A 23,090-nucleotide genomic window follows, 5' to 3' on the forward strand; every position below is an offset into this window, starting at 1 on the left:
TCAGCCGGTCACGCCGTACGGGACCCGCTGGCGCACGCCCACAGGCAGCGGCAGCCGCGGCGCGGACGCCTGGACCGGCGCGGCCTTCGCGGTGCGGGCCGCCGTCGGCGTCGCGGCGGGCAGGGTGAGCGTGACCCGGTCCTGGAGCAGCCCCGGGCCGGCCCATCCGGAGACCGCGCCGGCGTATGCGCTGCCGAAGTCGGCGGTGCCGAGGAGCAGGTTCTGCCGGGTGCCGGAAGGCATGGTCGCGGTGACCCGGACGCCGCTGGGGGCCTGCACGGTGACGGCGTCGCCGATGCGGTAGGCGGTCACCTGGCCCGCCTTGACGGCGGTGTTCCAGGCGGCCCGGTCGCGCAGTTCGGCGCCGATGTCGCGCTGGCGCAGATTCACCAGCGGGGTGCTGTCCGCGTACAGGGCCGCGTAGTCGTCGAGGACGCGGTTCAGCACGGGGTAGGCGATACGGTCCTCGGCCAGGTTGGACTGGTGGATGAAGTGCGGCCGAGGGTCGTTGGCGAGGGCGTGGCCGAGTCCGATGCGGGCCTCGAGCGGCACCACGTAGTCCGCGTACCCGGTCGCGGTGTCCAGCGGCTCTGCCAGGCAGGTGGAGTTGGCCGCGGTCTCGCAGATGCCGCTGCCGCCGTCTGCCGAGCGGGTGTAGATCCAGTTGTACTCGTCGATCTGCTCGGCGGTGCGGCCCGCGTTGTAGAAGACGTTCATCGGGAAGCGGGGGACGGTCAGGGCGGAGCCGACCCGGCGCTGGGCCCGGTCGCGCGAGTTGTCGGAGCCGAGCCAGGCGACGGCGTTGTCGGCGAGCGCGGGCGCGAGGTTCGGATTGTCGTCCGGCTGCTGCGGCAGGATCCGCAGCCCGGAGTGCTCACCGGTGACCAACTCGTCGCTCTGCAGCGGAAGTCCGGCCCGCTGGGCCCAGGAGCGGTTGTCCCCGATCTGGGCGGAGATCGCGGAGCGGCTGACGTACTTCGTACTCCCGTCCGCGTTCTTGGCGCACACCCAGGGGACGACGGTGACGTCCTGGACGCAGCCGAGGAAGGGGTGGTTGTAGGTGTGGTTCACCCACCGGTAGGCGTTCTTGTCGGCGGTCAGCTGCTGCGCGAGCGGGTCGCTGCCGCCATGCTCCTCCTTGAACAGCTCGCTGCCCCCGCCGTTGTAGACCATGTCGAGGGTGAAGCCCTTGGAGGCGGACCACTGCGCCGCGTACTGCGCGTCGGCGGCCGTCATCCGGATCGGGTCCGGCTCGCCCTGTCCCGGCGCGCAGTCCACGTCGCCCGGGGTGCAGTTGAGGACGCTGTCCCAGCGGTCGTCGGCGCCGAAGACATCGTCGACATGGACGGCGAAGTAGTTGCGGGCCGCGCCGATCTGGACGCCCTGCGTCAGCCAGTTCACAATGCCGCGCGCGAGCAGCCGGAACTGCTGCTGGTACTGGTTGTAGACAAAGGTGACGACGAGCTCGCGGCGGCCGTCGTGGCGGTACTCGCCGACGATCGAACCGCGCTGCTGCGAGCCGGGCAGTGGCGCGTCCACGTAGCTGGTGAAGTCGGCGCCCGCGGCGGGCCTGGCAACATGCGCGTAACTCTCGCCCACGGAAGGTGAGTTGTCCTCGAAGGGGACGGACCCGTCGAGATAGCCGAAGGGGCCCGTCTTGCCGGCGGCCGTCACCTCGGCCCGCGCGCCGTCGAGCGAGCCGCTGTAGCCGCCGTTGACGGGGTAGTCCAGGCCCACTTCGGGGCGGGCGTAGGTGTAGGCGTCGACCTGCGGGATCGCGAAGCTCTTCTCGTACGAGGCGAGAGCGGCCATCTCCGCCGAGCCGGCCCCGAAGGGGTTGTCGTTGGGCAGCACCACGGCCTGGTACTTGGCTCGCGGCCGCCCGCCCACGGTGTCGGCGAGGAAGCCCGCGTCGATCACGGGACGGTCCGCCCGATGCAGTTCGAGCAGGGTGTACGGCGTTCCCGAGCCGTCGAGTTCGGCGGTGATGGCGGCGGTGGCAGGGCCCCCGTCGTCCACCACCAGGACTCTCAGATCGATACGTGGCGCCGGTGCCGCTGCCGCTTGGGCAGCCGGTGCGGCGAATGCGAGCAGAAGTGCGCTCGTAGTGGACAAGGCAGCCGTGCGGACGCTGCGCCTCATGTGTTCGGTTCCTCCCCGGAAGGGCATGCCGGACCGAAGTCCGGCATGCCCTTGCCCCCCCAGCGGTGGTCGGCGCGTCTAGGACGCCCCGCGTGTCCCGCTCTCTGTCGGATCACATAGTGGGGCGTAATTTGGGGAATCTGTGTGGGCATTGTGAAACCTGGCGCGAAACGGATGCAATGTCTCTGACCGAGTGCATCACCGATCACCGTCTCTGACACGCCGTGGGGCGTCAGTCCCGCCTCTCCCCGACGCCGGACGCACAGGTCAAGGGGGCGCGAAGAGACTCCCGGACGGGACGCGACCGTCAAGGGTCTGGACCAAAGAAAATTCTTCCGCGTTACTCGCAGGATTCGGCCAGACGCGCTCTCCGACAATGAAATGAGTCTGGACAAAAAAAGTTTTCGGTGGGACGGTGGAGACATGTTGGACGTGACCGTGATCGAGGACTCGGCGGCTGCCGCCGTCTCGCTGGACCCCATGCGTTCCCGGCTGCTCGCCGAGCTCGCCGGCGGACCGGCGTCGGCCGCCATGCTGGCCGGCCGGGTCGGGCTGCCCCGCCAGAAGGTGAACTACCACCTCAAGGCGCTGGAGCGGCACGGCCTGGTCGAGCTGGCCGGCGAGCGCAGGAAGGGCAATGTCACCGAGCGGCTGATGCGGGCCACCGCGGCCTCGTACGTCATCTCCCCGCTCGCTCTGGCCGCGGTGCAGCCCGACCCGGCCCGCTTCCGCGACCAGCTCTCCGCGCGCTGGCTGCTCGCCGTCGCCGCGCGGCTGGTGCGCGACGTCGGCACCCTGATCACCGGCGCCGCCAAGGCCCGCAAGCGCCTTGCGACGTACGCGCTCGACGGCGAGGTGCGTTTCGCCTCCGCCGCCGACCGGGCCGCGTTCGTGGAGGAGCTGACCCAGGGCGTCGGCGCCCTGATCGCCAAGTACCACGACGAGAGTGCCCCGGGTGGCCGCGAGCACCGCATCGTCGTGGCCCTCCACCCCACCGTGAAAACCCCGCCCGCCATCGAGGAGGCGTCATGAGGGTGAAGCAGCAGGACGTCATGAACATCGTCTACGCGCCGCAGAGCGCCTGAGTATCAGGAGTCACCATGTCCAAGGAATTCGAGATCGTCCGCGAGTTCGAGGTCGACGCGAGCCCCGAGCAGGTCTGGGACGCGATCACCACCGGCACGGCGGGCTGGCTGTGGCCCATGGAGTACGAGCCCAAGGAGGGCGGTGCGGCCCCCTTCGGCGGCACCGTCACCGCTTGGGACCCGCCGCACCGCCTCATCGGCCGTACCGAGGACGCGGAGGGCGTGCCCCAGCAGACCTTCAACCAGCTCGAGCATGTCATCGAGCCGCGCGAGGGCGGCGGCTCATGGGTGCGCTATGTGCACAGCGGCATCCTCGTCGAGGACTGGGACAACCAGTACGACGGCGCCAACAAGCACACCGACTTCTATCTGCACACCCTGCGGCAGTACCTCAAGCACTTCACAGGCCGGGCCGCCACGTTCGCGACGCTGGACGCCCCCGCCGCCTCCAACGTCCCGGGCGGCCTCGAAGTCGTCAGCCGCGGACTCGGGCTGGCGGACGACGCCGCCCAGGGCGCGACGGTACGGGTCGAGGTGCCGGGCGCCGGACCGGTGGACGCGGTCCTGGACTACCGCAACGCGTATTTCATCGGGCTGCGCACCGACGAGGCGATGTACCGGATCTTCGGCCGTAACCACTTCGGTGCGCCGGTCGGCGTCAGCGTGCACGACTTCGCGGGTGACGCGGACGCGGGGAAGAACGAGGACGCCTGGCAGAAGTGGCTGACCGGTCTGTTTGCGTGAGGCCGGTGTGGGAGCAGACGGGGACTTCGCCCCAGGACCCTCCCTGGGGGTCCGGGGGCGAAGCTCCCGGTCACGGGATTTTGTCGTCACCCTTTTGCTCAGTAAAGTTGCGCTTTTGAAACCCACAGCGCGCGAGTGATCGAGGAACGGCAAGGCAATGACGGTGACAGAGGACAGCCCGGTGTACGGCCCGGGCATCGACCCGGAGCGCCTGGCCGTCTGCCTCAGCGTGCTCGACGAACTCGACAAGCTGGACGTCGACCACCCCGACGCGATCACGGTACGGCGCGCCACCGCCGGCATCTACCGCACCGTGAAGCAGCGCCGCCGCCAGGAGCGCCGGGCCGCCAAGACCGCTCACGACAAGTCGGTCACCGAGGCCACCGCCACCGGCTCCGCCGAGCGGATCGACGACGAGACGGAGGGCCTGCTGCCGTCCTCGTCCGTCACCGGAGAGATCGCGGGGATACTCCAGCGCCCCCGGTCCTGCTACATCTGCAAGACCCGCTATATCGAGGTCGACGCCTTCTACCACCAGCTCTGCCAGGGGTGCGCCGCCGAGAACCGGGCCCGCCGCGACGCCCGCACGGACCTGACCGGCAAGCGCGCCCTGCTCACCGGCGGCCGGGCCAAGATCGGGATGTACATCGCGCTGCGACTGCTGCGCGACGGCGCCCACACCACCATCACCACCCGCTTCCCGAACGACGCGATCCGCCGCTTCAAGGCGATGCCGGACAGCGACGAGTGGATCCACCGCCTCAAGATCGTCGGCATCGATCTGCGCGACCCCGCGCAGGTCGTCGCCCTCGCCGACTCGGTGGCCGCCGCGGGCCCGCTGGACATCCTGATCAACAACGCCGCGCAGACCGTACGCCGCTCCCCGCAGGCGTACAGCGAACTGGTCGCCGCCGAGTCCGCCCCGCTGCCCGCGGGCGAGCTGCCGCCCGCCCAGGTCATAGGCACCTTCGGCAGCGGCGCCGTGGACTCCGTCGCCGCGCTGCCGTCCGCCGCCGGGGAGGGCCTGACCGCCCAGGACGTGACCGACCTCGCGCTGGTCTCCGGCTCGGCATCCCTGGAGCGCATCGCGGCGGGCACCGCGATCGACGCCGGCGGCCTGGTCCCCGATCTGCACGACACCAACAGCTGGATCCAGACCGTCTCCGAGGTCGACCCGGTCGAGCTGCTCGAAGTGCAGCTGTGCAACTCCACCGCGCCGTTCATCCTGATCAGCCGGCTCCGCCCGGCCATGGCCGGGGCCGAGGCCAAGCGCACCTACGTGGTGAACGTCTCCGCCATGGAGGGCGTCTTCAGCCGCGGCTACAAGGGCGCGGGCCACCCGCACACCAACATGGCCAAGGCCGCGCTGAACATGCTCACCCGCACCAGCGCCCAGGAGATGTTCGAGTCCGACGGCATTTTGATGACCGCCGTCGACACCGGCTGGATCACCGACGAGCGCCCGCACCCCGACAAGATGCGCCTCGCCGACGAGGGCTTCCACGCCCCGCTCGACCTGGTCGACGGCGCCGCCCGTGTCTACGACCCGATCGTGCGCGGCGAGGGCGGCGAGGACCTCTACGGCTGCTTCCTCAAGGACTACGCTCCGGCGAACTGGTAGCCCGCAGCTGGTCATGGACGGCGTACGAGCCCGTGCCCGCCGCCGCGCGCACCCTCGTACCGCCGTCCACCAGCAGATCGGCCCCGGTCACCCACGCGGACTCGTCCGAGACCAGCCACAGCACCGCCCGCGCCACATCGTCGGGCTCGCCGATCCGGCCCAGCGGCAGCCCGTCGGCGATCCGCCGCTCGGCGCCCTCCCAGACGAAGCGTGCCATTTCGGTGCGTACGAGACCCGGTGAGACCGCGTTCACCCGTACCGCCGGGGCGAGTTCGCCGGCAAGCTGCTGGGTGAGGTGCCGCAGCGCCACCTTGCTCGTGCCGTACGCGCCCACCCGCGGGCCCACCCCGTGTGTGCCCTCGGTGCAGATGTTGACCACCGCGCCGCCGTGCTCACGCATCCAGGCCCGCCAGGCGAGTTGCACCAGCCGCAGCGCCGCCTCCACATTCACCGCGAACGCGTGGCGCCACTGATCAAGATCGGCCTCCATCAGCGGACCGTAGGGCGCGTTCGTAGCGGCGTTGTTGACCAGGATGTCGAGCCGCCCGAACTCCCGCACGGCGAGGGCGGTGCAGCGATCGAGATGGGCCGGGTCGGCCACGCTGCCGGCACAGCCCGCCGCCCGCGCTCCCGCGTCCCGCAGCTTGGCCACAGCCGCCGTTACTCCATCCGGGTCCCGTGCGGTGACCACCACATCGGCCCCCGCCCCGGCCAGTGCGCCGGCGATGGCGAAGCCGATGCCACGGGAAGCCCCTGTCACCAGGGCTGTCCTGCCTTCGAGGCAGTTCTGCGCAGGCCCGGAAATCATCCGCGTACGATCCCACGAAGCTCCGCACAGGAACAGATCGTTGGCCGGAATTGAGCTGGTTTACAGGAGATTTACAGGCCCCATCGAGCGGACCTCTGCTCATTTGGTTACTCTGGGGTGAACGGACGCCACCAAAGGGCCCACGAAACCCCCTTGGCCGTCCTGGGACAGGTCTGCAACCAGGCTGCGGTCCCGCCCGAGTACCGGCGCCACCGCGACCGAACTGCCCTGTCCCAGTTACGCGACACAGAGGAGTGCGCGGTGACATCAGATGTGAAGAAGCACGAGAAGCGACCGCCGGAACGCGGCGGCGAACGGGCCGGCCGGCCCGAAGAACTCGGCAGCCTGGAAGTCTGGGCCCGATCGGCTCCGATCCGGCTGGCCGGCTACGAGGACGACCTGGCCGAGCCGCACATCCTGCCCGGCATCGACTGAGCGGATCGCTTCGCCCCGTACCCCCTGCCGCACCGGCAGGGGGTACGGGGCGTTCGGGGGCCGCTCGCGCACCGTCGCCGATTCCGCAGGTCACGCTGATTCATCCGATGGGTGGGAGAAGCAGTTTCACTTGTGTCCGGAGAGCATTGACAGGTCACTGTCACGCTTCAATCATCGGACCTCATGACCGAACTTCCCAGGCGCCATGTACTTGGAATGACGGCGGGGGCGGCAGTCGGCGCCGCCCTCATCCACCCGGCCACGGCCGATGCGACCCCTCGGACAGCGGCAGCACACGGGAACGAGGAAGCGAGAGACGGCGACTGGGGCACCGTCCCCGCCGCCGTGCCCGTACCGCTGGAGCGCTGGTTCGACAACGACGGCATCGACACCGCGGAAGCCCGTGGCGGTAACTTCGACGGCTCCGGCTACACCTTCCCCGGCGAGGAACTCCCCTCCGGACAGCTGGACATCGACGGCATCGCGTACCTCTTCCCCGCCGCCACGGCGGGCGCCAAGAACAACATCGTCGCCCTCGGACAGCGCATCGAACTCCCCAAGGGCCGCTATCTTTCCGGCCTGTTCCTCGTCGCCGGCAGCTACGGTGCGGCATCCGGCAAGGCGACCGTCCACTACGCGGACGGCACCACCCAGGAGGCGGCGCTCGGCGGCCCCGACTGGTACTCCGGCAGCGGTCCCCTCACTGCCCCCTACCGCTACAACCCGGCCGGACAGAAGGACCCGCACCAGGTCGTCATCGCCACCGCCGAGCTCGCCATGGACTCCACCAGACAGGCTGTGGCACTCACGCTGCCGGTCACCAATCCGGCGCAGCCGAACAGGAGCTCCCTCCACATCTTCGCGCTCACCCTGCAACCGGCCGCCCAGGGACGGGCGTTGGCGCTGCGGGACGCGCACTCCACGACCTCCCTGCTCGACTCGGGCGCGCAGAGCGTCGAGGCCACCGTGATCAACGTCGGCACGGTCGGCATCCTCGCCTCCGACCGGCTCACCCTCTCCGTGGACGTGCCCGGCGCCCGCACCGTCGCGCCCGCCCCCGTCACCCGGCTCGCCCCCGGCGACCAGGCCAGGGTCCGCATCGGCATCCGCCGCAGTCCGGGCACCGAACCCGGCACCACCCAGGACGGCACGGTGGTCGCCCGCGGCCGCGGCCAGCAGGCGGCTGCCGCCCGGCGGGCGCTCACCCTCGGCGTCCCCGACTATCAGCCCACCGACGCATCGCTCAACACCCATCAGGCGCCGTACTGGTTCCAGGACGTGAAGTTCGGGATCTTCATCCACTGGGGCGTCTACTCCGTGCCCGCATGGGCGCCCGTCGGCAAGCAGTACGCCGAGTGGTACTGGAGTCACATGCAGGACCCGAACAACCCGACGTACGCCTATCACCGCCAGACGTACGGAGAGTCCTTCGCGTACGACGACTTCATACCGCGCTTCCGGGCCGAACGCTTCGATCCGCGCTCCTGGGTCGAGTTGTTCCGCGACGCCGGCGCGCAGTACCACGTCCTGACCTCCAAGCACCACGAGGGATTCGCCCTCTGGGACACCAAGGTCAGCGACCGCAACTCCGTGAAGATGGGCCCCAAGCGGGACCTCATCAAGGAGCTCTTCGACGCCTCCCGCCGCTACGCCCCCGAACTCCATCGCGGTCTGTACTTCTCGATGCCCGAGTGGTTCAACCCCGACAACCCCTGGACGGGGCACGCGCCGCGCAATCCGTACACGCTGGAGCCCGTTCCGTACACCGGACACCGGCCCGGGGACTACATCAAGGACCTGCAGGCCCCGCAGATGCTGGAGCTGATCCACGGATACGACCCCGAGGTCCTGTGGTGCGACATCGGCGGCGCCAACGACAGCCACCGGGTGCTCGCGGAGTACTTCAACCACGCCAAGAACCGGGCCCGGCCCATCGAGGTGACCGTCAACAACCGTTCCGGAATCGGTCCGCACGACTTCACGACGCCCGAGTACACGACGTACGACTCGATCGTCACCGACAAGTGGGAGTCCAGCCGCGGCCTGGACCCGTTCAGCTACGGCTACAACGCGGCCACGCCCGACGACCGCTATATGACGACCGAGGAGGTGGTGCACTCACTCGTCGACATCGTCTCCAAGAACGGCAACTTCCTCCTCGACATCGGGCCGCGCGCCGACGGCACCATCCCCGAGATCATGCAGCGCCGGCTGCGTGAGACGGGCGAGTGGCTGAAGGTCAACGGCGAGGCGATCTACGGCAGTACGTACTGGGCGCGGATGCCGCAGCTCGGCGAGGATCTGCGCTTCACCGTCCGCCCGGACAAGGCCTTCTACATCCACTCGCTCGCCGCGCCGGGCAGCCCGCTCACCGTCGAGGCCCCGGTGCCCGTCCGGCCCGGCGACAAGGTGACCATGCTCGGTCATGGACGGCCGCTGGCCTGGCGTACGACCGGCGGCAAGCTGGCGATCGACGTGCCTGCCGCGGCCCGCCGGGCGGGCAAGCACGTCTGGGTGTTCAAAGTAGCCTGGTCGGCCTGAGGAACTCGCGCACATAGGTGCGGTGCCACCAGGCGCCGGTGGCCCGCAGTTCGCGCCAGGTCGTGTACCGGTAGCGGTACACCCTGGCGCGGACGTACGCGGGCGGGGCGTCCGGGAACGGGTTGCGGCCCAGCAGCCGCAGCGTGTCCCGGTCGCCGTCCAGCAGCCGCTCCATGAACGGGCCGAACCAGGAGGCCGCGTAGCCGGGGGACAGCGCGGCGAACCACATCATCCAGTCGAGCCGCAGATGGTAGGGCGCGAACTGGCGGGGCAGCCTGCGTACATCACCCGGCTTGCCCTTGAATTCGTACTCCCGCCACACCGTGCCCTGATGGAGCACCTTCTCGTCCGTGCCCTCGACCACTACCTCGTGCCGCACCCGTCCGACCGAGCCGAACGCGCCGTAGGCGTTGACCAGATGGAGCGGATCGTAGGACCGGTTCATCTGCTGCCGCCGCGAGAAGAGATTGCGCGCCGGACGGTAACTGAGGCCGACGACCAGGGCGGTGAGGGCGATCACCACGATCTCGTACCAGAGCGGGGGCGCGGGCAGCGCGGGCGGATCCGCGATCAGCGAGCCGTCCACGGCGGAGAGGGCGAGCACGATGGTCAGCCAGTTCAGCCAGGCGAAGTTGCCGGACAGCACCAGCCACAGCTGGGTCAGCACGATCGTCCCGGCGGCCGCGCTCGCGATCGGCTGAGGGGTGAACAGCAACACGGGGACGAGGAGCTGGGTCACATGGTTGGCAGCCACCTCGACCCGGTGGAGGGGTTTCGGCAGATGGTGGAAGAACCAGCTCAGCGGTCCCGGCATCGGCTGGGACTCGTGGTGGAAGTCCAGGCAGGTCAGCTTGCGCCAGCACTCGTCGCCGCGGATTTTGATCAGCCCCGCGCCGAACTCCACCCGGAACAGCACCCAGCGCAGCAGCCACAGGACCAGCACGGGCGGGGCCGTGCGCTCATTGCCGAGGAAGACCGCGAGAAAGCCCGTCTCCAGGAGCAGTGACTCCCAGCCGAAGCCGTACCACGTCTGGCCTACATTGACGATCGACAGATACAGCACCCACAGCGCCGCCCACCACGCCATCGCGGCCGCGAGCGGGACATGGTCGGCCGCGCCCGCCACCAGCGCCGCCGAGAGCAGGCAGCCGGCCCAGGCGCAGAGGGCGAACAGGCGGTCGGAGTAGCGCAGTTGGAACAGGCTCGGTGCACGGCGCATCGGCACCCGGCGTACGTACGCGGGCACCGGCAGCATGCCCCGCTCGCCGATCAGCGCCCGGAATTGCAGGGCGGCGGTGAGAAAGGCGACCAGATACACGGCGGCCAGAGCCCGCTGGAAGACCAGTCGGCTGAGCCAGTAGTCACCGTCGCTGAACCACTCCATCACCTCCAGTATCGGCCGTGGCAAGCCGTCGCACCGTACGACCGAGCCGCTTGGCGTACCACTTCTGCACCACGGGTACGAGCGGACCCGCGAGCCGGGTGTACCAGCTCGCCGGACGGCTGAAGGCCATGACGGTGAACCACACCGAGCCGTCGTCGCGGATGTCGACGATGAACGACTCCTCACCGCGCTCGGGATGCCCCGCCAAAGTGCCGTATGCGAACCCCGTCCGGTCCTTCTCGTACGCCGTCCAGATCACCTCGCACGGCGCGGTGAACCGCAGCCGGCCGACCCCGAGCGAGACCTCGAGCCGGGCGCCGGGCTCGGCCCGCGCCGCCGTGGTGCGCACCCGGGCGCCCGACCCGCGGTGCATCCGCCAGCTGGTGACCGCCGCGCCCGCCGCCTCGAAGACGGCGTGGCCGCGGCCGATCCGGGTGGTGTGGTGGAGATGGTGGTAGCCGTCGGGCAGCGGGCCGAGCCGGGTGGCGCCGGTCTCGGGATAGTTGAGGGCGTGTACGCGATTCATGCGGCCGTCTCCTTGAGTCGTTGCCAGGCCAGCACCGAGCAGAGTGCGAAACCGAGGGCGTTGCCGAGGCCGTGGGTGGCGGCCATCCAGGTCAGGGTCGGGTGGGGCAGACCGGTAGCCTCGCCGAGCGCCCAGCTCAGGGCGAGCAGCATCGTCGCCACCAGCACGGCGGCCGAGACGGCGAGCAGGCCGCGGGTGAACCGGTCGCGGCCGTCGGCCCGGACGTCGCGCCAGGTCAGCAGCGCGACGGCCCACATGCCCGCGGTCAGTACGAGTGCACCGAGCAGCTCGGCCCAGTCGTCCAGGAAGTAGCCGGCCAGGACGAGAAGGGTGCCGAGCGGCACGCTCAGCGCTGCGAAGCGCCCGGCAGGACCGGCCGATGTGCGACAGACCAGGCCCGCCACCAGCGCGGCCGCGAACCCGGCGAAGTGGAAGTGCGGCACGGTCAGCGCCAGGATCGGCAGGCTGAAGCCGAAGAGCTCGTGCCCGGAGCGTTCCGCGACGAGTGCGACACCGGCGACCGACGGGGTCACGAGCGCTGTGAGCACCGCGATTTCTGCGGGCGCGAGCGATCGGGTCCGGACCAGCCTGCGTGGGGCATGCGCGGCGAGAGCCAGCGTGCCGAGCGCGTATACAGCCGCGAGCACGGTCGCCGTGGTCGAGCGCGGCAGCCAGAGGGAGATGACTCCCGGGACCGCGAACAGCGGCCATGTCCGCCGAATGGGCGCGAGGCCGGCGGCGTCGATGAGGCGGAGTCCCGCAGGCACGACCACCAGCATGCCGAGCATCACGATCAGGCTGACCAGTACGGACACCACGCACCCCACCCCAGGCTTGAACGCGTTCAATTCCTTGCGGTCGAGACTATGCGCTTACTTGAACGCGTTCAAGTCGCGGGGGTGGCGGGTATCCGGCAGAACTTGAGGAACCAGTTGGGGTGAAGAGGCGGGAGACTTTTGTGCGTCCACCCATTCGCCGTCGGTACGCGGCGGTCGCCGGGCTGTTCGCGGCGCTGTCCTGCATGCTCCTGGTCGCCGGATGCGGCGGCAGCAGCAGGGCGGCCACGGACTCGGAGGTCTACCTCGAGCCTGCCGCGGCGCGGGGCCCGGACCCGTACACCGCCTCCACGGTGAGGAACGACATCGGGCCTCCGCCGTCCGTCCCGTCCGGTGTACCGAGCAGCCCCCCAGGGGGGCAGACGCTGCGCACTCTCTCCGGCTCGACGCCAGGCCTGTACGGCGGCACGCAATCGCTGGGCAGTTGCGACGTCGAGCAGCAGGTGAACCTCCTCGTCGCCGACCAGGCCAAGGAGCGCGCCTTTGCCCGGGCCGCCGACGTCTCCCAGACTGAGGTCCCGGACTATCTGCGTGGACTGACGCCCGTCGTGCTGCGCGCCGACACCCGCGTCACCAGCCACGGCTTCCGCGACGGCACCGCCACCACCTATCAGTCCGTGCTGCAGGCCGGGACCGCCGTGCTGGTGGACCAGTACGGCACGCCGCGCGTCCGGTGTGCCTGCGGAAACCCGCTGAAGCCGCCGGTCGCCGTCAAGGGCGCCGTGGTCCACAACGGCCAGTCCTGGGCGGGCTACCAGCCGGACCGGGTCGTCGTCATCAAGCCGACCACCCAGGTCATCAACAATTTCGTCATCGTCAACATCGTCACCAACACCTGGATCGACCGGCAGGCCGGGACCGACGGCGAGCTGGACAAGCGGCCCGACGTGCTCCCGCCGGTGACCCCGGACGACGTCTTCGTCTATCCGCCGGTGACGCCCGAGCCCGGTGTCTCCAACGTGCCGAGCGACGGCAGTCTCACGCCGACGACACCGGAGCAGCCGGTCAGCCCGCCCGTGGAGCCGCCTGCCGAACCGCCTTTGGACACACCGAGCGAGGCACTGCCCCCGCCGGTCAACCCCGATGTGCCCTCCGACGAGGGGGTCACACCGTCCCAGCCGGACCTGCTCATCCCCAACGAGGAGCCGGCGTCGCCGGACACCTTCCAGGGCTGAGCATGCCCTCCGAACCGGTCGAAGAATCCGACAAATGATGGCAGAGTGGCCCCATGGTTGATCGGGCAGCGGGTGCCCTGTCGCTTCCCGACGACTGGCCGGCCGACCCGGATCTGAGCCTGACCCTCAACGGCATGGGCAGCTTCGACTGGGACCTGGTCAGCGGGCTGATGCACCTGGACCAGCCCGGTCACGAGGTGTTCGATCTGCGCCCCGGCGAGTACGACGGCCGCCCGGAGAGTCTGGCCTCCCGGGTGCCGTCGGACGAGGCCGCCCGGCTGGACACCCTGGTGGCGCAGGCGCTCAAGAACGGCAGTGACCGCTACGGGGCGTACTTCCGCATCCGCCGCCGCGACGGCAGCCTGAGCTGGGCCCACACGCAGGCCTCCGTCCGCCGCGACGAGACGGGCCGCCCGCTGCGCATCATCGGCATCGTCCGCGACGCCACCGAAGAGCTTGCCGAGTCCAGGGAGCGCCTCGAAGTCGAAGTCGAGCGCCGTCGGCAGACCAGCGTCGTCGAGAGCACCACCGCGGCCCTCGCCCACGCCAGGACCGTCCAGGACGTCATCGACGTACTGAGGGACTCGCACGGCCTGGAGCACTTCGGCGCGACCAGCCTGGTCATGGGGCTGCTGGAATCGGGCCGGATCCATCTGGTCGCCGAGGGGCCGGAAGGCTCGTTCGTGCCGGGCACCCGCTACACGCGCGTCGACGAGGGGTACCCGATGAGCGAGGTGGTGCGTACCCTCACGCCCCGCTTCATCGAGTCCGAACGGGACTTCGCCGAGTCATATCCGCTGCTCTGGCCGCACATCAAAGATCTCAAGATCACCTCGGCCGCCTATCTGCCGCTGATCGCCCAGGCCCGCCCCATAGGGGCGCTCGGCCTGCTGTACGGCGACAAGACCGGCTTCAGCTCCGAGGAGCGCAATCTGCTGGTCGCCCTCGGCAGCAGCATCGCCCAGAGCCTCCAGCGCGCCATGCTCTACGAACAGGAGCACGATCTCGCCGAAGGCCTCCAGCAGGCGATGCTGCCGCGCCGGATCCCCGCTGTGCCCGGGGCGCAGATCGCGGTGCGCTACCGCTCTGCCCGTATGGGCCGGGACATCGGAGGCGACTGGTACGACATCATCGCGCTGCCCGGCGGGCGGGTGGGCGCGGTCATCGGCGACGTGCAGGGGCATGACGTGGACGCGGCCGCGGTGATGGGGCAGCTGCGCATCGTGCTGCGGGCGTACGCGGCCGAGGGGCACACCCCGGCCACCGTGATGGCGCGCGCCTCCATCTTCCTCGATGAGCTCGACACCGACCGGTTCGCCACCTGCACGTACGCGGAGGCCGATCTGTCCACCGGTGTGGTGCAGCTGGTGCGGGCGGGGCATGTCGACCCGCTGATCCGGGACATCGACGGAAGCTGCCGACGGCTGCCGGTGGAGGGTGGGCTGCCGCTGGGGCTCTCGGCGGAGTTCGGGCAGCTCGAATACCCCGTCAGCACCGTCGAGTTGGACCCCGGCCAGACCTTGCTCCTCTACACCGACGGACTGGTCGAGCAGCCCGGCGCCGATCTCGACGACGGGATGCAGCTGCTGACCGCGCAGGTGCGCGGCGGCCCGCGCGATCTGCAGCTGCTCGCCGACCATCTGTGCGAGGTGGCGGGCGAGCGGGGTGGCGACGACGACGTGGCGATCCTGCTGCTGCGCCGCAAGGGCGCGTACACCCCGCAGGCGGGCGGCCGGCTGCGGCAGCATGTCGGGCAGAACGACCCGGAGGCGCTTCGCTCGGCCCGGCACATGATCCGGGCGGCCGTACGGGCCTGGGGCGCGCGCCAGCGGTCGGACGAGATAGAGCTGGCTGCCGACGAGATGATCACCAACGCGCTGATGCACACGGACGGCGGCGCGATCGTGACCATCCGGGTGCTGTCCGGCCCGGAGCGGCGGCTGCGGGTGGAGGTCGAGGACCGCTCCAGTGCGCTGCCGCGTCGGCGTGATGCGGGCGAGTCGGGCGTGTCCGGCCGCGGGCTGATGCTGGTGGACCGACTGGCGGAGGCCTGGGGCGTGGAGTCCAGGGGCAGCGGCAAATGCGTCTGGTGCGAGTTCATAGTCCCCGACAGGCCGCCCAACTGATGGAAACCTGTTGTTAACTGTGCGTGAAGTGATCGTACTTGACCGTAACCGACCGCAGGCGTTTGACTTCGTACTCTGTGGCCCTTCAGGACATCCTTTAGGACACCTTCTAGGACAAGAGGTCCCCTTGAGCAGCGAGCTTCTTGCCCCCCTCGACCTGGCGTTCTGGCACCTCGAGTCCGCCGGTCATCCGATGCACCTCGGTGCCCTCGCCTTCTTCGCGCCCGCCCCCGGGACGCGGAGCGGCGACAGCGTCCTCGAACTGCTCGCCACGCGCGCCGCCGCAATCCGCCGGCTGCGGATGCGGGTGAGGGATGTCCTGCTGCCCGTCGGCGGCGCCCGCTGGACCGTGGCCAAGGACTTCGACGTACGACGGCATGTGCACCATGTCCGCCTCCCGGCAGGCGACTTCGCCACCGAGGCCGCCGGGATTGCCGGCGAGCTGATGGAACGGCCTCTCGAACGAGGTCTGCCGCCGTGGGAGATGTACCTCCTGACGGGTGAGCCGGGCGGCCCGTTCGCGGTGCTGGTGAAGCTGCATCACGCGCTGGCGGACGGCATGCGCGCGGTCGCCATCGGGGCCGGCATCTTCGACCAGATCGCCGACGCCCGCACGGTCGGCGTACGGCGGGCGCGCACCGTGCCGCCCCGGTCCTGGTTCGCGGGTCCCTCGCAGGTGGCCGGCTTCGCCCGCGGCCGGATCGAGGAGCTGGGCCGGGCCGTCGGAGTTGGGGCCTCGGTCGTACGTGCCAGCAGGCTCGACCCGCGCGGCATGGCCGCACTCACTGCCGGTTCGAGCGGCACACGGCGACTCGGCACCGCGGTACTCGACCTGGAAGACGTACAGCGCGTACGCAGGGCGGTGGGCGGCACCGCCAACGATGTGCTGCTCGCCATCGTCGCGGGCGGGCTGCGGCGCTGGCTGGACGAGCGCGGCGAGCGGCTGCCGGCCGCCGACCCGCGCGCCCTGGTGCCCGTCTCCCAGCGCAGGCCAGGCAGCCCGCCCGGCTCGGGCAACAAGTTCTCCGCGTATCTGCTGGAACTTCCGGTCTCCGACCCCGATCCGCGTTCACGGCTCGACGCCGTACGTACCGCCATGGACCGCAACAAGGCGGCTGGTCCTTCGCGTGGCGCCGGGGCGCTGGCCGTGCTTGCCGATCAACTGCCGCCGCTCGCACACCGGTTCGGCGCGCCGCTGGCGGGCGGCGCGGCCCGGATGCTCTTCGACGTCCTGGTGACCAACGTGCCGCTGCCGCGCTCGGCCCTGTCGCTGGGCGGCTGCCCGCTGCGCGAGGTCTATCCGATGGCACCGCTCGCCCGCGGACAGTCCCTGGCCATTGCCATGTCCACCTATGACGGGCGGGTGCATGTCGGCCTGGTCGCCGATGGCAAGGCCTTGCCCGATCTCGACCGGCTGGCGCGGAGCCTGGGGGAGGAGCTCGTGGAACTCCTCCACCTGATTGGAGAGGCCTCGCTCGATATGCCGGTCCGATAGATCGGACAGCTCAGAGGTCCGGCGCAAGATCTCGCCCCCTCAAGGGTGTTGACGCCCCCAAGTGATCCGATGAATATTCGTCGTGATCGGTGAACGCCACAGCGAGGGGCAGCAGCGGAATGCGACGGAGCACGCTCGGACGCAGCACGGTCGAGATCACCGAACTGTCCTTCGGGGCCGCCGGAATCGGCAATCTCTACACCCCCGTGGAGCCCGCCGCCGCCGCGGCGGCGGTCGACGCCGCCTGGGACGCGGGCATCCGGACCTTCGACACCGCGCCGCACTACGGGCTCGGCCTGTCCGAACGCAGACTGGGCGAGGCCCTGCGCACCCGTCCCCGCGACGCGTACACCCTCTCCACCAAGGCCGGGCGGCTGCTCGAACCCTGCCCGCCCGGCGGAGACGACCTCGCAGGCGGCTTCGCCGTACCCGCCGACCACCGCCGCGTATGGGACTTCAGCGCCGACGGCGTACTCCGCAGCATCGAGGAGAGCCTGCTGCGGCTCGGCCTCGACCGGATCGACGTCGTCTATCTGCACGACCCGGACGAGCACGAGGAAGCCGCCTTCCGCCACGGCTACCCGGCGCTGGAGCGGCTGCGGGCCGAAGGCGTCGTCGGCGCGATCGGCGCCGGCATGAACCAGGCACCGATGCTCACCCGCTTCCTCCGCGACACCGACGTCGACGCCGTCCTGTGCGCCGGCCGCTACACCCTCCTGGACCAGAGCGCGCTCGCCGAGCTGCTGCCCGAAGCCGCCGCCCGCGGCAAGAGCGTTGTCGTCGGAGGAATCTTCAACTCCGGGTTGCTCGCCGATCCGCGCCCGGGGGCCACGTACGACTACACCGCCGCGCCCGACGACATCCTGCAGCGGGCTCTGCGGCTCAAGGCCGTCGCCGAACGCCACGGTGTACCGCTGCGCGCCGCCGCCCTCCACTATCCGCTCGCTCATCCGGCCGTCGCGGGCGCCCTGGTCGGCGCCCGCTCGGCCGATGAAGTACGGGACGCGGCCGACATGCTGGCCCTGGCCGTCCCGCCCGCGCTCTGGGACGAACTGCGCGCCGAAGGACTGCTCCCGATGGACAGGTATGCCCGAAAGGACGGGGACGCCTGATGAGAGTCGCCCTGCACACCACGGTGCGCGCCGACCGCATCGACGAGTACGAAGCGGCGCACCGCGAAGTCCCCAAGGAGCTCACCGCCGCGATCCGCGCCGCCGGCGTCACCTCCTGGACCATCTGGCGCAGCGGTACCGACCTCTTCCACCTCCTCGACTGTGCCGACTACGCCCAGTTGCTCGCCGCACTCGAGAAACTGCCCGTCAACATCGCCTGGCAGGCCCGGATGGCCGAACTCCTCGATGTGGTGCACGACTACTCCGCGGACGGCGCCGAAGCCGGACTGCCCGTCGTCTGGGAGCTGTGAGCCGATGGCGATCATCGACGCCCACCACCATGTGTGGGACCTCTCCGTACGGGACCAGGGCTGGATCACCGGCCCCGACCTGGCCCCCATCCGGCGCACTTTCTCCCTCGACGATCTCGCCCCCGAGGCCCGTGCCGCGGGCGTACGCGCCACCGTCCTCGTCCAGACGGTCACCGTCGCCGAAGAGACCCCGGAATTCCTCGCCATCGCCGACGGCAGCGACCTCGTCGCGGGCGTCGTCGGCTGGACCGACCTCACCGCCTCCGGCATCGCCGACACCCTCGCGGCCCTGCGTGAAGTCCCGGGCGGGGACCGCCTCGTCGGCATCCGCCACCAGGTCCAGGGCGAGCCCGACCCCGCCTGGCTGCTCCGCCCCGATGTACTGCGCGGCCTGGCCGCCGTCGCCTCGGCGGGACTCGTCTACGACCTCGTGGTGCTGCCGCACCAGCTGCCCGCGGCGACCGAGGCGGCGGCCAGGCTGCCCGAGCTCACCTTCGTACTCGACCATCTCGGCAAGCCGCCCATCGCCTCCGAGGAACTGGAGCCCTGGGCGACCGCAGTGTGCGCACTCGCGGCCAAGCCCAATACCGTCTGCAAGCTCTCCGGAATGGTCACCGAGGCGGCCTGGTCCACCTGGACCACGCCCGATCTGGCCCCGTACGCCGATACGGTCCTCGACGCCTTCGGCCCCGGCCGGCTGATGTTCGGCTCCGACTGGCCGGTCTGCCGGCTCGCCGCGAGCTACGCCGAGGTGGTCGCCGCCGCCCGCGCGCTCACCCACGGGCTGGCCGACGACGAACGCCGCGCCGTTTTCGAGACCACCGCGAGCCGCGTCTACGGACTGCCCCCGCGCGGTGAATCCCGGTAAACCTGCGCCCGCCCCGCCCCTTTGGCATCCTGGATGCATGCCGGAGCTGCCCGAAGTCGAAGCGCTGAGAGAGTTCCTCGACACCCACCTGGTGGGGCAGGAGATCGTCCGCGTCCTGCCGCTGGCGATCAGCGTCCTGAAGACGTACGACCCGCCGCTGACCGCCGTAGAGGGCGCCGAGGTCACCGCCGTGGACCGGCACGGGAAGTGGCTCGACATCAGCGTCGGCCCACTGCATCTGGTCACCCATCTCGCCCGGGCGGGCTGGCTCCAGTGGAAGGACGAGTTCCCGGCGGCGCCACCACGCCCCGGCAAAGGCCCGCTTGCTCTGCGTACCGTCCTCGCCTCAGGCGGCGGCTTCGACCTCACCGAAGCGGGCACCACCAAACGGCTCGCGGTCCATCTCGTACACGACCCGGCCGAGGTCCCCGGCATCGCCCGACTCGGCCCCGATCCGCTCGCCGACGGCTTCGACCGGGACACCTTCGCCGCGCTGCTCGCCGGGGAACGCCGGCAGATCAAAGGCGCGCTGCGCGACCAGGGCCTGATCGCCGGCATCGGCAACGCGTACAGCGACGAGATCCTGCATGCCGCGAAGATGTCGCCCTTCAAGCCCGTGCAGAACCTGAGCGAGGACGAAATCACCGTCCTGTACGAGGCCCTGCGTTCCACGCTGCGGGATGCCGTCGAGCGCACGCGCGGAGTCGCCGCCGGCCGGCTCAAGGCCGAGAAGAAGAGCGGTCTGCGCGTCCACGGCCGCACCGGTCAGCCGTGCCCCGTCTGCGGCGACACCATCCGCGAGGTCTCCTTCAGCGACTCCTCGCTGCAGTATTGCCCTACCTGCCAGACCGGCGGCAAGCCGCTCGCAGACCGCAGACTCTCCCGCCTGCTGAAGTAGCACAGGACCTGAGCTACCCCTTGAGGGAGATCAGAGGCTGTCCGTCGAGGGTGCGAACCTCCCAGCGGCCGATATCGCCGCTCGGCAGGTCCGTACCCCCCTCGATGTCCAGCGGGTCCTCGTGCCCCGGAGAACCCGGTATCCCGTAGCCACCGGCGGGCACCGCCCAGGTGAGGACCGGGTGTTCGATGCCGTCCTTGCCGATGGCGACAAGACGGCAGGCGCCAGGCCCCTTGAGACCCGACAGACGCAGAGCGACCGCCGTGCCCCAGGCCCGGTCCTGCGTCGCGGCGGCCGCAGTGACGCCCGTCGTGGCATCCTTCGCCACGATCTGCTGAAGGGCGGGGTTCCCGCTCCCGGCCTCCTCGAGCGCCACCGCCGCGGCGGGCAGGGCGACGATCAGAGCCGCGGCCGCCGCGACCAGCTTCAGCCGACGCCTGCGGCCGCGCCGCCGGACCGCGTCGACCTCGTCTGTCAGCCGGTCGAGCAGTCGCCTGCTGGGACGGACCTCGATCCGGTCGGGTCCAGCGAGCTCGGCCAGGGACGTGGCGGCCGAGGCGAAGTCGGAGAGCTGTACCGTGCACATCACACAGTCCGCCAGATGCTCCTCGAACCGGAACGCGTCCGCGGGCTCCAGGACGCCCAGCGCATAGGCGGCCACGTCCCGGTGCCGCTGCTGCAAGCTCATGGCGTCCTCGATTCGTCTCTCGCCCCGTTGCCGTACTGCGTCTGTAGCGGGTCTGTCGCGGGTCTGTAGTGGGTCTGTCGACCTGAAGTACGGACCAGGTGCGCGCCGTGCTCAACTCCGTGCGCGTCGAGCGCAACCGCCGGGCCGCCCGGACCGTGCCGCAGTATGAACGGCCCGCTTGCGGAACCGTCTTGAGACCGGGCGAGTACTGCCCGCATGATGTGTGCGTGACAGGTGGAGAGACGGGGACCAGCATGATCGTGCCGCACCCCGACAGCGCCCATGTGGAACTGCTGCTCGGCGCGTATGTCCTCGGTGCGCTCGGCCCGGCCGAGGACACCCGGGTTGCTGGCCACCTGCAGGTCTGCGACCCGTGCCGGATCGCGTACCTCGACATGGCCGACGCCCCCGCGCTGCTGGCGATGTTCTCCGAGGACGATCTGCTCGACAGGCCCGACAGGCCCGACGGCGACCAGACGCCGTAGTCCGGCCGTCGAGGCGCGCCTACACTCCGTAGCATGCTGCGTGTACTGGCTGTCGACGACGAGAAACCGGCACTCGAAGAGCTGCTCTACCTCCTGCGCTCCGACTCCCGCATCAAGAGCGCCGAAGGAGCCACGGACGCGACCGAGGCACTGCGCCGCATCGGCCGCGCGCTGGACGCGGGCCCGGACGGGGACGACGGCATCGACGTCGTCTTCCTCGACATCCACATGGCCGGTCTCACCGGTCTCGACGTCGCCAAACTGCTCGCCGGATTCGCCCGGCCGCCGCTGATCGTGTTCGTCACCGCCCACGAGGGCTTCGCCGTCCAGGCCTTCGACCTCAAGGCCGTCGACTACGTCCTCAAGCCGGTGCGCAGGGAGCGGCTGGCCGAAGCCGTACGCCGGGTCCGCGACCTGGTTGTCTCGGCGCGCGAGCCACGGCAGCCCGACCCGGCGGGCCCCGCGCTGCACACCCCCGTACCCAGCACCCCACCGGCCGTCGCACAGCATGCCCGAGGGGGGACCGCCGCCGAGCAGATACCGGTCGAACTTGGCGGTGTCACACGGTTCGTACCCATCGACGACATCGCCTATGTGGAGGCCCAGGGGGACTACGCCAGGCTGCACACCGAGGACGGCAGCCACCTGGTGCGCATCCCGCTGTCCACCCTTGAGGAGCGCTGGGCGTCGCGCGGGTTCGTACGCATACACCGCAGCCATCTCGTCGCCCTCGCCCGTATCGACGAACTGCGCCTGGACGCCGGGACGACCACCGTCCGGGTCGGCTCCGCCGAGCTCGCTGTCAGCCGCCGTCATGCGCGCCAGCTGCGCGAACTGCTGATGCGGCACGCCCGGGGCTGAGCGGGTGGACCCTGCCTGGACCCGGCCGACCGTTGGACGGGCGGACGGAGCCGCTCGTCGCCGCACCACAGCCGTACGGCGACGGGCGTCATCCGCTGACCGAGCCGTCGCAGGATTCGGCGGTAACCGCCCCCGCCCGCCGCCTAGCCTTGATCGGGTACGGGGAGAAGGGGCCTGATGTCCGACATCGAAGCACTGCTGGAGGAACTCCGGAGCCTGCCGAAGACCCGGGCGTCCAGCGCTCGTGACCTCGAGGCACTGCTCACCACGGTGAAGAGCGCGGCCGGGCGCTGGGCGGATGTGCTGTACGAGATCCAGGAATCGGCACACGGGCTGGCGGGCCCGCGCACCGAAGCCGCCCTCGAAGTCGCGTTCCGCAGGGCCGAGGAGTCCTACGTCGAGCTGGAGATCGCGCTGAGTGACTGCGCACAGCGCACGGGCGGCCACTGAGAGGCGTCGCCGTACCCTCCGTCTCGAGGAACGGCTGGTGTCTACCGTAGGTAATCGTCCCTGCGTAGACTCCACAGCTCCGGAGAGTTCGCCGACAGACGCTGGAGCGGACGACGATGTCTGCAGAGCAACAACCCCGCCGTGAGGTGGTCACCGGCGTGCCGCGCAGCGCCAGGCGCGCGCCCGGGCACGCCCCCGCCCGGTCCGAGATCAGCGAGCAGACGACACTCGGCGCCACGTATGTGCGCTCGCTCATGCGCAGCCAGCTGCGGGCCGCGCTTTACGCGCTCGGCACCCTCGCCCTGCTCGTCGGCTCGCTGCCGCTGCTCTTCGCGCTCCCGGCCGTCTTCGACGGAACCCTCTCCTCGCCCGAGCCCTTCGTCTGGGCGGCGCTCGGCGTGGCGGTCTACCCCGTGATGTGGCTGACCGCCCGCTGGTACGTGCGCCGGGCCGAGCGCAACGAAGAGGACTTCACCAGGCTCGTCGAAGGACGCTGACC

22 protein-coding genes are annotated in these 23,090 nt (G+C 70.4%); 16 read left to right on the forward strand and 6 right to left on the reverse strand.

Annotated elements, in window-relative coordinates:
* Positions 1 to 2,142: a hypothetical protein gene (locus ACZ3H8_RS04870; RefSeq protein ID WP_467397398.1), complete on the reverse strand. Its 2,142-nt coding sequence runs from the start codon at positions 2,140 to 2,142 to the stop codon at positions 1 to 3.
* Between the two features lie 423 nt (positions 2,143 to 2,565).
* Here ACZ3H8_RS04870 and ACZ3H8_RS04875 point away from each other — a divergent pair, with 423 nt between their 5' ends.
* The 3 genes from ACZ3H8_RS04875 (at position 2,566) to ACZ3H8_RS04885 (ending at position 5,592) form a co-directional block, all read left to right on the forward strand.
* On the forward strand, positions 2,566 to 3,174 hold the full coding sequence (locus ACZ3H8_RS04875) for an ArsR/SmtB family transcription factor (protein ID WP_467397400.1): 609 nt from the start codon (positions 2,566 to 2,568) through the stop codon (positions 3,172 to 3,174).
* Positions 3,175 to 3,242: 68 nt separating this feature from the next.
* Positions 3,243 to 3,971 (forward strand): SRPBCC family protein, encoded by a 729-nt coding sequence (locus ACZ3H8_RS04880; protein ID WP_467397403.1) that lies wholly within the window; start codon positions 3,243 to 3,245, stop codon positions 3,969 to 3,971.
* Positions 3,972 to 4,128: 157 nt separating this feature from the next.
* Positions 4,129 to 5,592 (forward strand): SDR family NAD(P)-dependent oxidoreductase, encoded by a 1,464-nt coding sequence (locus tag ACZ3H8_RS04885; protein ID WP_467397405.1) that lies wholly within the window; start codon positions 4,129 to 4,131, stop codon positions 5,590 to 5,592.
* Here ACZ3H8_RS04885 and ACZ3H8_RS04890 read toward each other — a convergent pair.
* On the reverse strand, positions 5,564 to 6,400 hold the full coding sequence (locus ACZ3H8_RS04890) for an SDR family oxidoreductase (protein ID WP_467397408.1): 837 nt from the start codon (positions 6,398 to 6,400) through the stop codon (positions 5,564 to 5,566). The two genes, ACZ3H8_RS04885 and ACZ3H8_RS04890, sit on opposite strands and share 29 nt — an antisense overlap.
* A 261-nt stretch (positions 6,401 to 6,661) precedes the next feature.
* Between ACZ3H8_RS04890 and ACZ3H8_RS04895 the strand changes: the two genes are divergently transcribed.
* Positions 6,662 to 6,835: a hypothetical protein gene (locus tag ACZ3H8_RS04895; RefSeq protein WP_307659785.1), complete on the forward strand. Its 174-nt coding sequence runs from the start codon at positions 6,662 to 6,664 to the stop codon at positions 6,833 to 6,835.
* A 183-nt stretch (positions 6,836 to 7,018) separates the two neighbouring features.
* The gene (locus tag ACZ3H8_RS04900; RefSeq protein ID WP_467397411.1) at positions 7,019 to 9,376 is read left to right on the forward strand and encodes an alpha-L-fucosidase; all 2,358 of its coding nucleotides are present in this window, start codon (positions 7,019 to 7,021) and stop codon (positions 9,374 to 9,376) included.
* On the opposite strand, the gene ACZ3H8_RS04905 is transcribed toward ACZ3H8_RS04900, so the two are convergent.
* The 3 genes from ACZ3H8_RS04905 to ACZ3H8_RS04915 are packed head-to-tail and all read right to left on the reverse strand — an operon-like array spanning position 9,354 to position 12,101.
* Positions 9,354 to 10,760, reverse strand: coding sequence for a lipase maturation factor family protein (locus ACZ3H8_RS04905; protein WP_467397414.1), 1,407 nt, complete (start codon positions 10,758 to 10,760; stop codon positions 9,354 to 9,356). The genes ACZ3H8_RS04900 and ACZ3H8_RS04905 overlap by 23 nt on opposite strands.
* The gene (locus ACZ3H8_RS04910) at positions 10,738 to 11,286 is read right to left on the reverse strand and encodes a DUF1990 family protein (RefSeq protein WP_467397416.1); all 549 of its coding nucleotides are present in this window, start codon (positions 11,284 to 11,286) and stop codon (positions 10,738 to 10,740) included. The genes ACZ3H8_RS04905 and ACZ3H8_RS04910 overlap by 23 nt, the downstream gene beginning before the upstream one ends.
* Positions 11,283 to 12,101, reverse strand: coding sequence for a YndJ family protein (locus tag ACZ3H8_RS04915; protein ID WP_467397967.1), 819 nt, complete (start codon positions 12,099 to 12,101; stop codon positions 11,283 to 11,285). Before ACZ3H8_RS04915 ends, ACZ3H8_RS04910 begins: the two co-directional genes overlap by 4 nt.
* A gap of 143 nt (positions 12,102 to 12,244) precedes the next feature.
* Between ACZ3H8_RS04915 and ACZ3H8_RS04920 the strand changes: the two genes are divergently transcribed.
* From ACZ3H8_RS04920 to ACZ3H8_RS04950, 7 genes are all read left to right on the forward strand, one after another.
* Complete coding sequence (locus ACZ3H8_RS04920) at positions 12,245 to 13,297, forward strand: DUF6777 domain-containing protein (RefSeq protein ID WP_467397419.1); 1,053 nt, start codon at positions 12,245 to 12,247, stop codon at positions 13,295 to 13,297.
* Between the two features lie 53 nt (positions 13,298 to 13,350).
* On the forward strand, positions 13,351 to 15,423 hold the full coding sequence (locus tag ACZ3H8_RS04925) for a SpoIIE family protein phosphatase (protein WP_467397421.1): 2,073 nt from the start codon (positions 13,351 to 13,353) through the stop codon (positions 15,421 to 15,423).
* 127 nt (positions 15,424 to 15,550) lie between these two features.
* Positions 15,551 to 16,918: a wax ester/triacylglycerol synthase family O-acyltransferase gene (locus ACZ3H8_RS04930; RefSeq protein WP_467397424.1), complete on the forward strand. Its 1,368-nt coding sequence runs from the start codon at positions 15,551 to 15,553 to the stop codon at positions 16,916 to 16,918.
* A gap of 119 nt (positions 16,919 to 17,037) precedes the next feature.
* Positions 17,038 to 18,030 carry an aldo/keto reductase gene (locus tag ACZ3H8_RS04935; RefSeq protein WP_467397426.1) on the forward strand — a complete coding sequence of 331 codons (993 nt, stop codon included), beginning with the start codon at positions 17,038 to 17,040 and terminating at the stop codon, positions 18,028 to 18,030.
* Entirely contained in the window at positions 18,030 to 18,341 is a 312-nt protein-coding gene (locus ACZ3H8_RS04940; RefSeq protein WP_467397430.1) for an L-rhamnose mutarotase, read from the forward strand. Before ACZ3H8_RS04935 ends, ACZ3H8_RS04940 begins: the two co-directional genes overlap by 1 nt.
* 4 nt (positions 18,342 to 18,345) lie before the next feature.
* Positions 18,346 to 19,209: an amidohydrolase family protein gene (locus ACZ3H8_RS04945; RefSeq protein ID WP_467397432.1), complete on the forward strand. Its 864-nt coding sequence runs from the start codon at positions 18,346 to 18,348 to the stop codon at positions 19,207 to 19,209.
* 37 nt (positions 19,210 to 19,246) lie between these two features.
* Positions 19,247 to 20,107 (forward strand): Fpg/Nei family DNA glycosylase, encoded by an 861-nt coding sequence (locus tag ACZ3H8_RS04950; protein WP_467397435.1) that lies wholly within the window; start codon positions 19,247 to 19,249, stop codon positions 20,105 to 20,107.
* A 13-nt stretch (positions 20,108 to 20,120) separates the two neighbouring features.
* Here ACZ3H8_RS04950 and ACZ3H8_RS04955 read toward each other — a convergent pair whose 3' ends face one another.
* Positions 20,121 to 20,795, reverse strand: coding sequence for a hypothetical protein (locus ACZ3H8_RS04955; protein ID WP_467397437.1), 675 nt, complete (start codon positions 20,793 to 20,795; stop codon positions 20,121 to 20,123).
* A 227-nt stretch (positions 20,796 to 21,022) separates the two neighbouring features.
* On the opposite strand from ACZ3H8_RS04955, the gene ACZ3H8_RS04960 reads away from it, so the two are divergent.
* The 4 genes from ACZ3H8_RS04960 to ACZ3H8_RS04975 all read left to right on the forward strand — a co-directional run bounded on the left by ACZ3H8_RS04960 (position 21,023) and on the right by ACZ3H8_RS04975 (position 23,088).
* Positions 21,023 to 21,280 (forward strand): zf-HC2 domain-containing protein, encoded by a 258-nt coding sequence (locus ACZ3H8_RS04960; protein ID WP_467397440.1) that lies wholly within the window; start codon positions 21,023 to 21,025, stop codon positions 21,278 to 21,280.
* 33 nt (positions 21,281 to 21,313) lie between these two features.
* On the forward strand, positions 21,314 to 22,141 hold the full coding sequence (locus ACZ3H8_RS04965) for a LytR/AlgR family response regulator transcription factor (RefSeq protein WP_467397442.1): 828 nt from the start codon (positions 21,314 to 21,316) through the stop codon (positions 22,139 to 22,141).
* Between the two features lie 177 nt (positions 22,142 to 22,318).
* Complete coding sequence (locus tag ACZ3H8_RS04970) at positions 22,319 to 22,591, forward strand: hypothetical protein (protein WP_467397445.1); 273 nt, start codon at positions 22,319 to 22,321, stop codon at positions 22,589 to 22,591.
* A gap of 116 nt (positions 22,592 to 22,707) precedes the next feature.
* A complete protein-coding gene (locus ACZ3H8_RS04975) occupies positions 22,708 to 23,088 on the forward strand; it encodes a hypothetical protein (protein WP_398982717.1) in 381 nt (126 codons plus the stop codon).
* Positions 23,089 to 23,090: the final 2 nt, after the last annotated feature.

The sequence above is a fragment of the Streptomyces sp. NPDC002868 genome (assembly GCF_055563295.1).

What these genes read in the sequence shown, in the direction of transcription:
- ACZ3H8_RS04870 (WP_467397398.1), bottom strand. Translation starts at nt 2,142, where the DNA reads ATGAGGCGCAGCGTCCGCACGGCTGCCTTGTCCACTACGAGCGCACTT.
- ACZ3H8_RS04875 (WP_467397400.1), top strand. Translation starts at nt 2,566, where the DNA reads ATGTTGGACGTGACCGTGATCGAGGACTCGGCGGCTGCCGCCGTCTCG.
- ACZ3H8_RS04880 (WP_467397403.1), top strand. Translation starts at nt 3,243, where the DNA reads ATGTCCAAGGAATTCGAGATCGTCCGCGAGTTCGAGGTCGACGCGAGC.
- ACZ3H8_RS04885 (WP_467397405.1), top strand. Translation starts at nt 4,129, where the DNA reads ATGACGGTGACAGAGGACAGCCCGGTGTACGGCCCGGGCATCGACCCG.
- ACZ3H8_RS04890 (WP_467397408.1), bottom strand. Translation starts at nt 6,400, where the DNA reads ATGATTTCCGGGCCTGCGCAGAACTGCCTCGAAGGCAGGACAGCCCTG.
- ACZ3H8_RS04900 (WP_467397411.1), top strand. Translation starts at nt 7,019, where the DNA reads ATGACCGAACTTCCCAGGCGCCATGTACTTGGAATGACGGCGGGGGCG.
- ACZ3H8_RS04905 (WP_467397414.1), bottom strand. Translation starts at nt 10,760, where the DNA reads ATGGAGTGGTTCAGCGACGGTGACTACTGGCTCAGCCGACTGGTCTTC.
- ACZ3H8_RS04910 (WP_467397416.1), bottom strand. Translation starts at nt 11,286, where the DNA reads ATGAATCGCGTACACGCCCTCAACTATCCCGAGACCGGCGCCACCCGG.
- ACZ3H8_RS04925 (WP_467397421.1), top strand. Translation starts at nt 13,351, where the DNA reads ATGGTTGATCGGGCAGCGGGTGCCCTGTCGCTTCCCGACGACTGGCCG.
- ACZ3H8_RS04935 (WP_467397426.1), top strand. Translation starts at nt 17,038, where the DNA reads ATGCGACGGAGCACGCTCGGACGCAGCACGGTCGAGATCACCGAACTG.
- ACZ3H8_RS04940 (WP_467397430.1), top strand. Translation starts at nt 18,030, where the DNA reads ATGAGAGTCGCCCTGCACACCACGGTGCGCGCCGACCGCATCGACGAG.
- ACZ3H8_RS04945 (WP_467397432.1), top strand. Translation starts at nt 18,346, where the DNA reads ATGGCGATCATCGACGCCCACCACCATGTGTGGGACCTCTCCGTACGG.
- ACZ3H8_RS04950 (WP_467397435.1), top strand. Translation starts at nt 19,247, where the DNA reads ATGCCGGAGCTGCCCGAAGTCGAAGCGCTGAGAGAGTTCCTCGACACC.
- ACZ3H8_RS04955 (WP_467397437.1), bottom strand. Translation starts at nt 20,795, where the DNA reads ATGAGCTTGCAGCAGCGGCACCGGGACGTGGCCGCCTATGCGCTGGGC.
- ACZ3H8_RS04965 (WP_467397442.1), top strand. Translation starts at nt 21,314, where the DNA reads ATGCTGCGTGTACTGGCTGTCGACGACGAGAAACCGGCACTCGAAGAG.
- ACZ3H8_RS04970 (WP_467397445.1), top strand. Translation starts at nt 22,319, where the DNA reads ATGTCCGACATCGAAGCACTGCTGGAGGAACTCCGGAGCCTGCCGAAG.
- ACZ3H8_RS04975 (WP_398982717.1), top strand. Translation starts at nt 22,708, where the DNA reads ATGTCTGCAGAGCAACAACCCCGCCGTGAGGTGGTCACCGGCGTGCCG.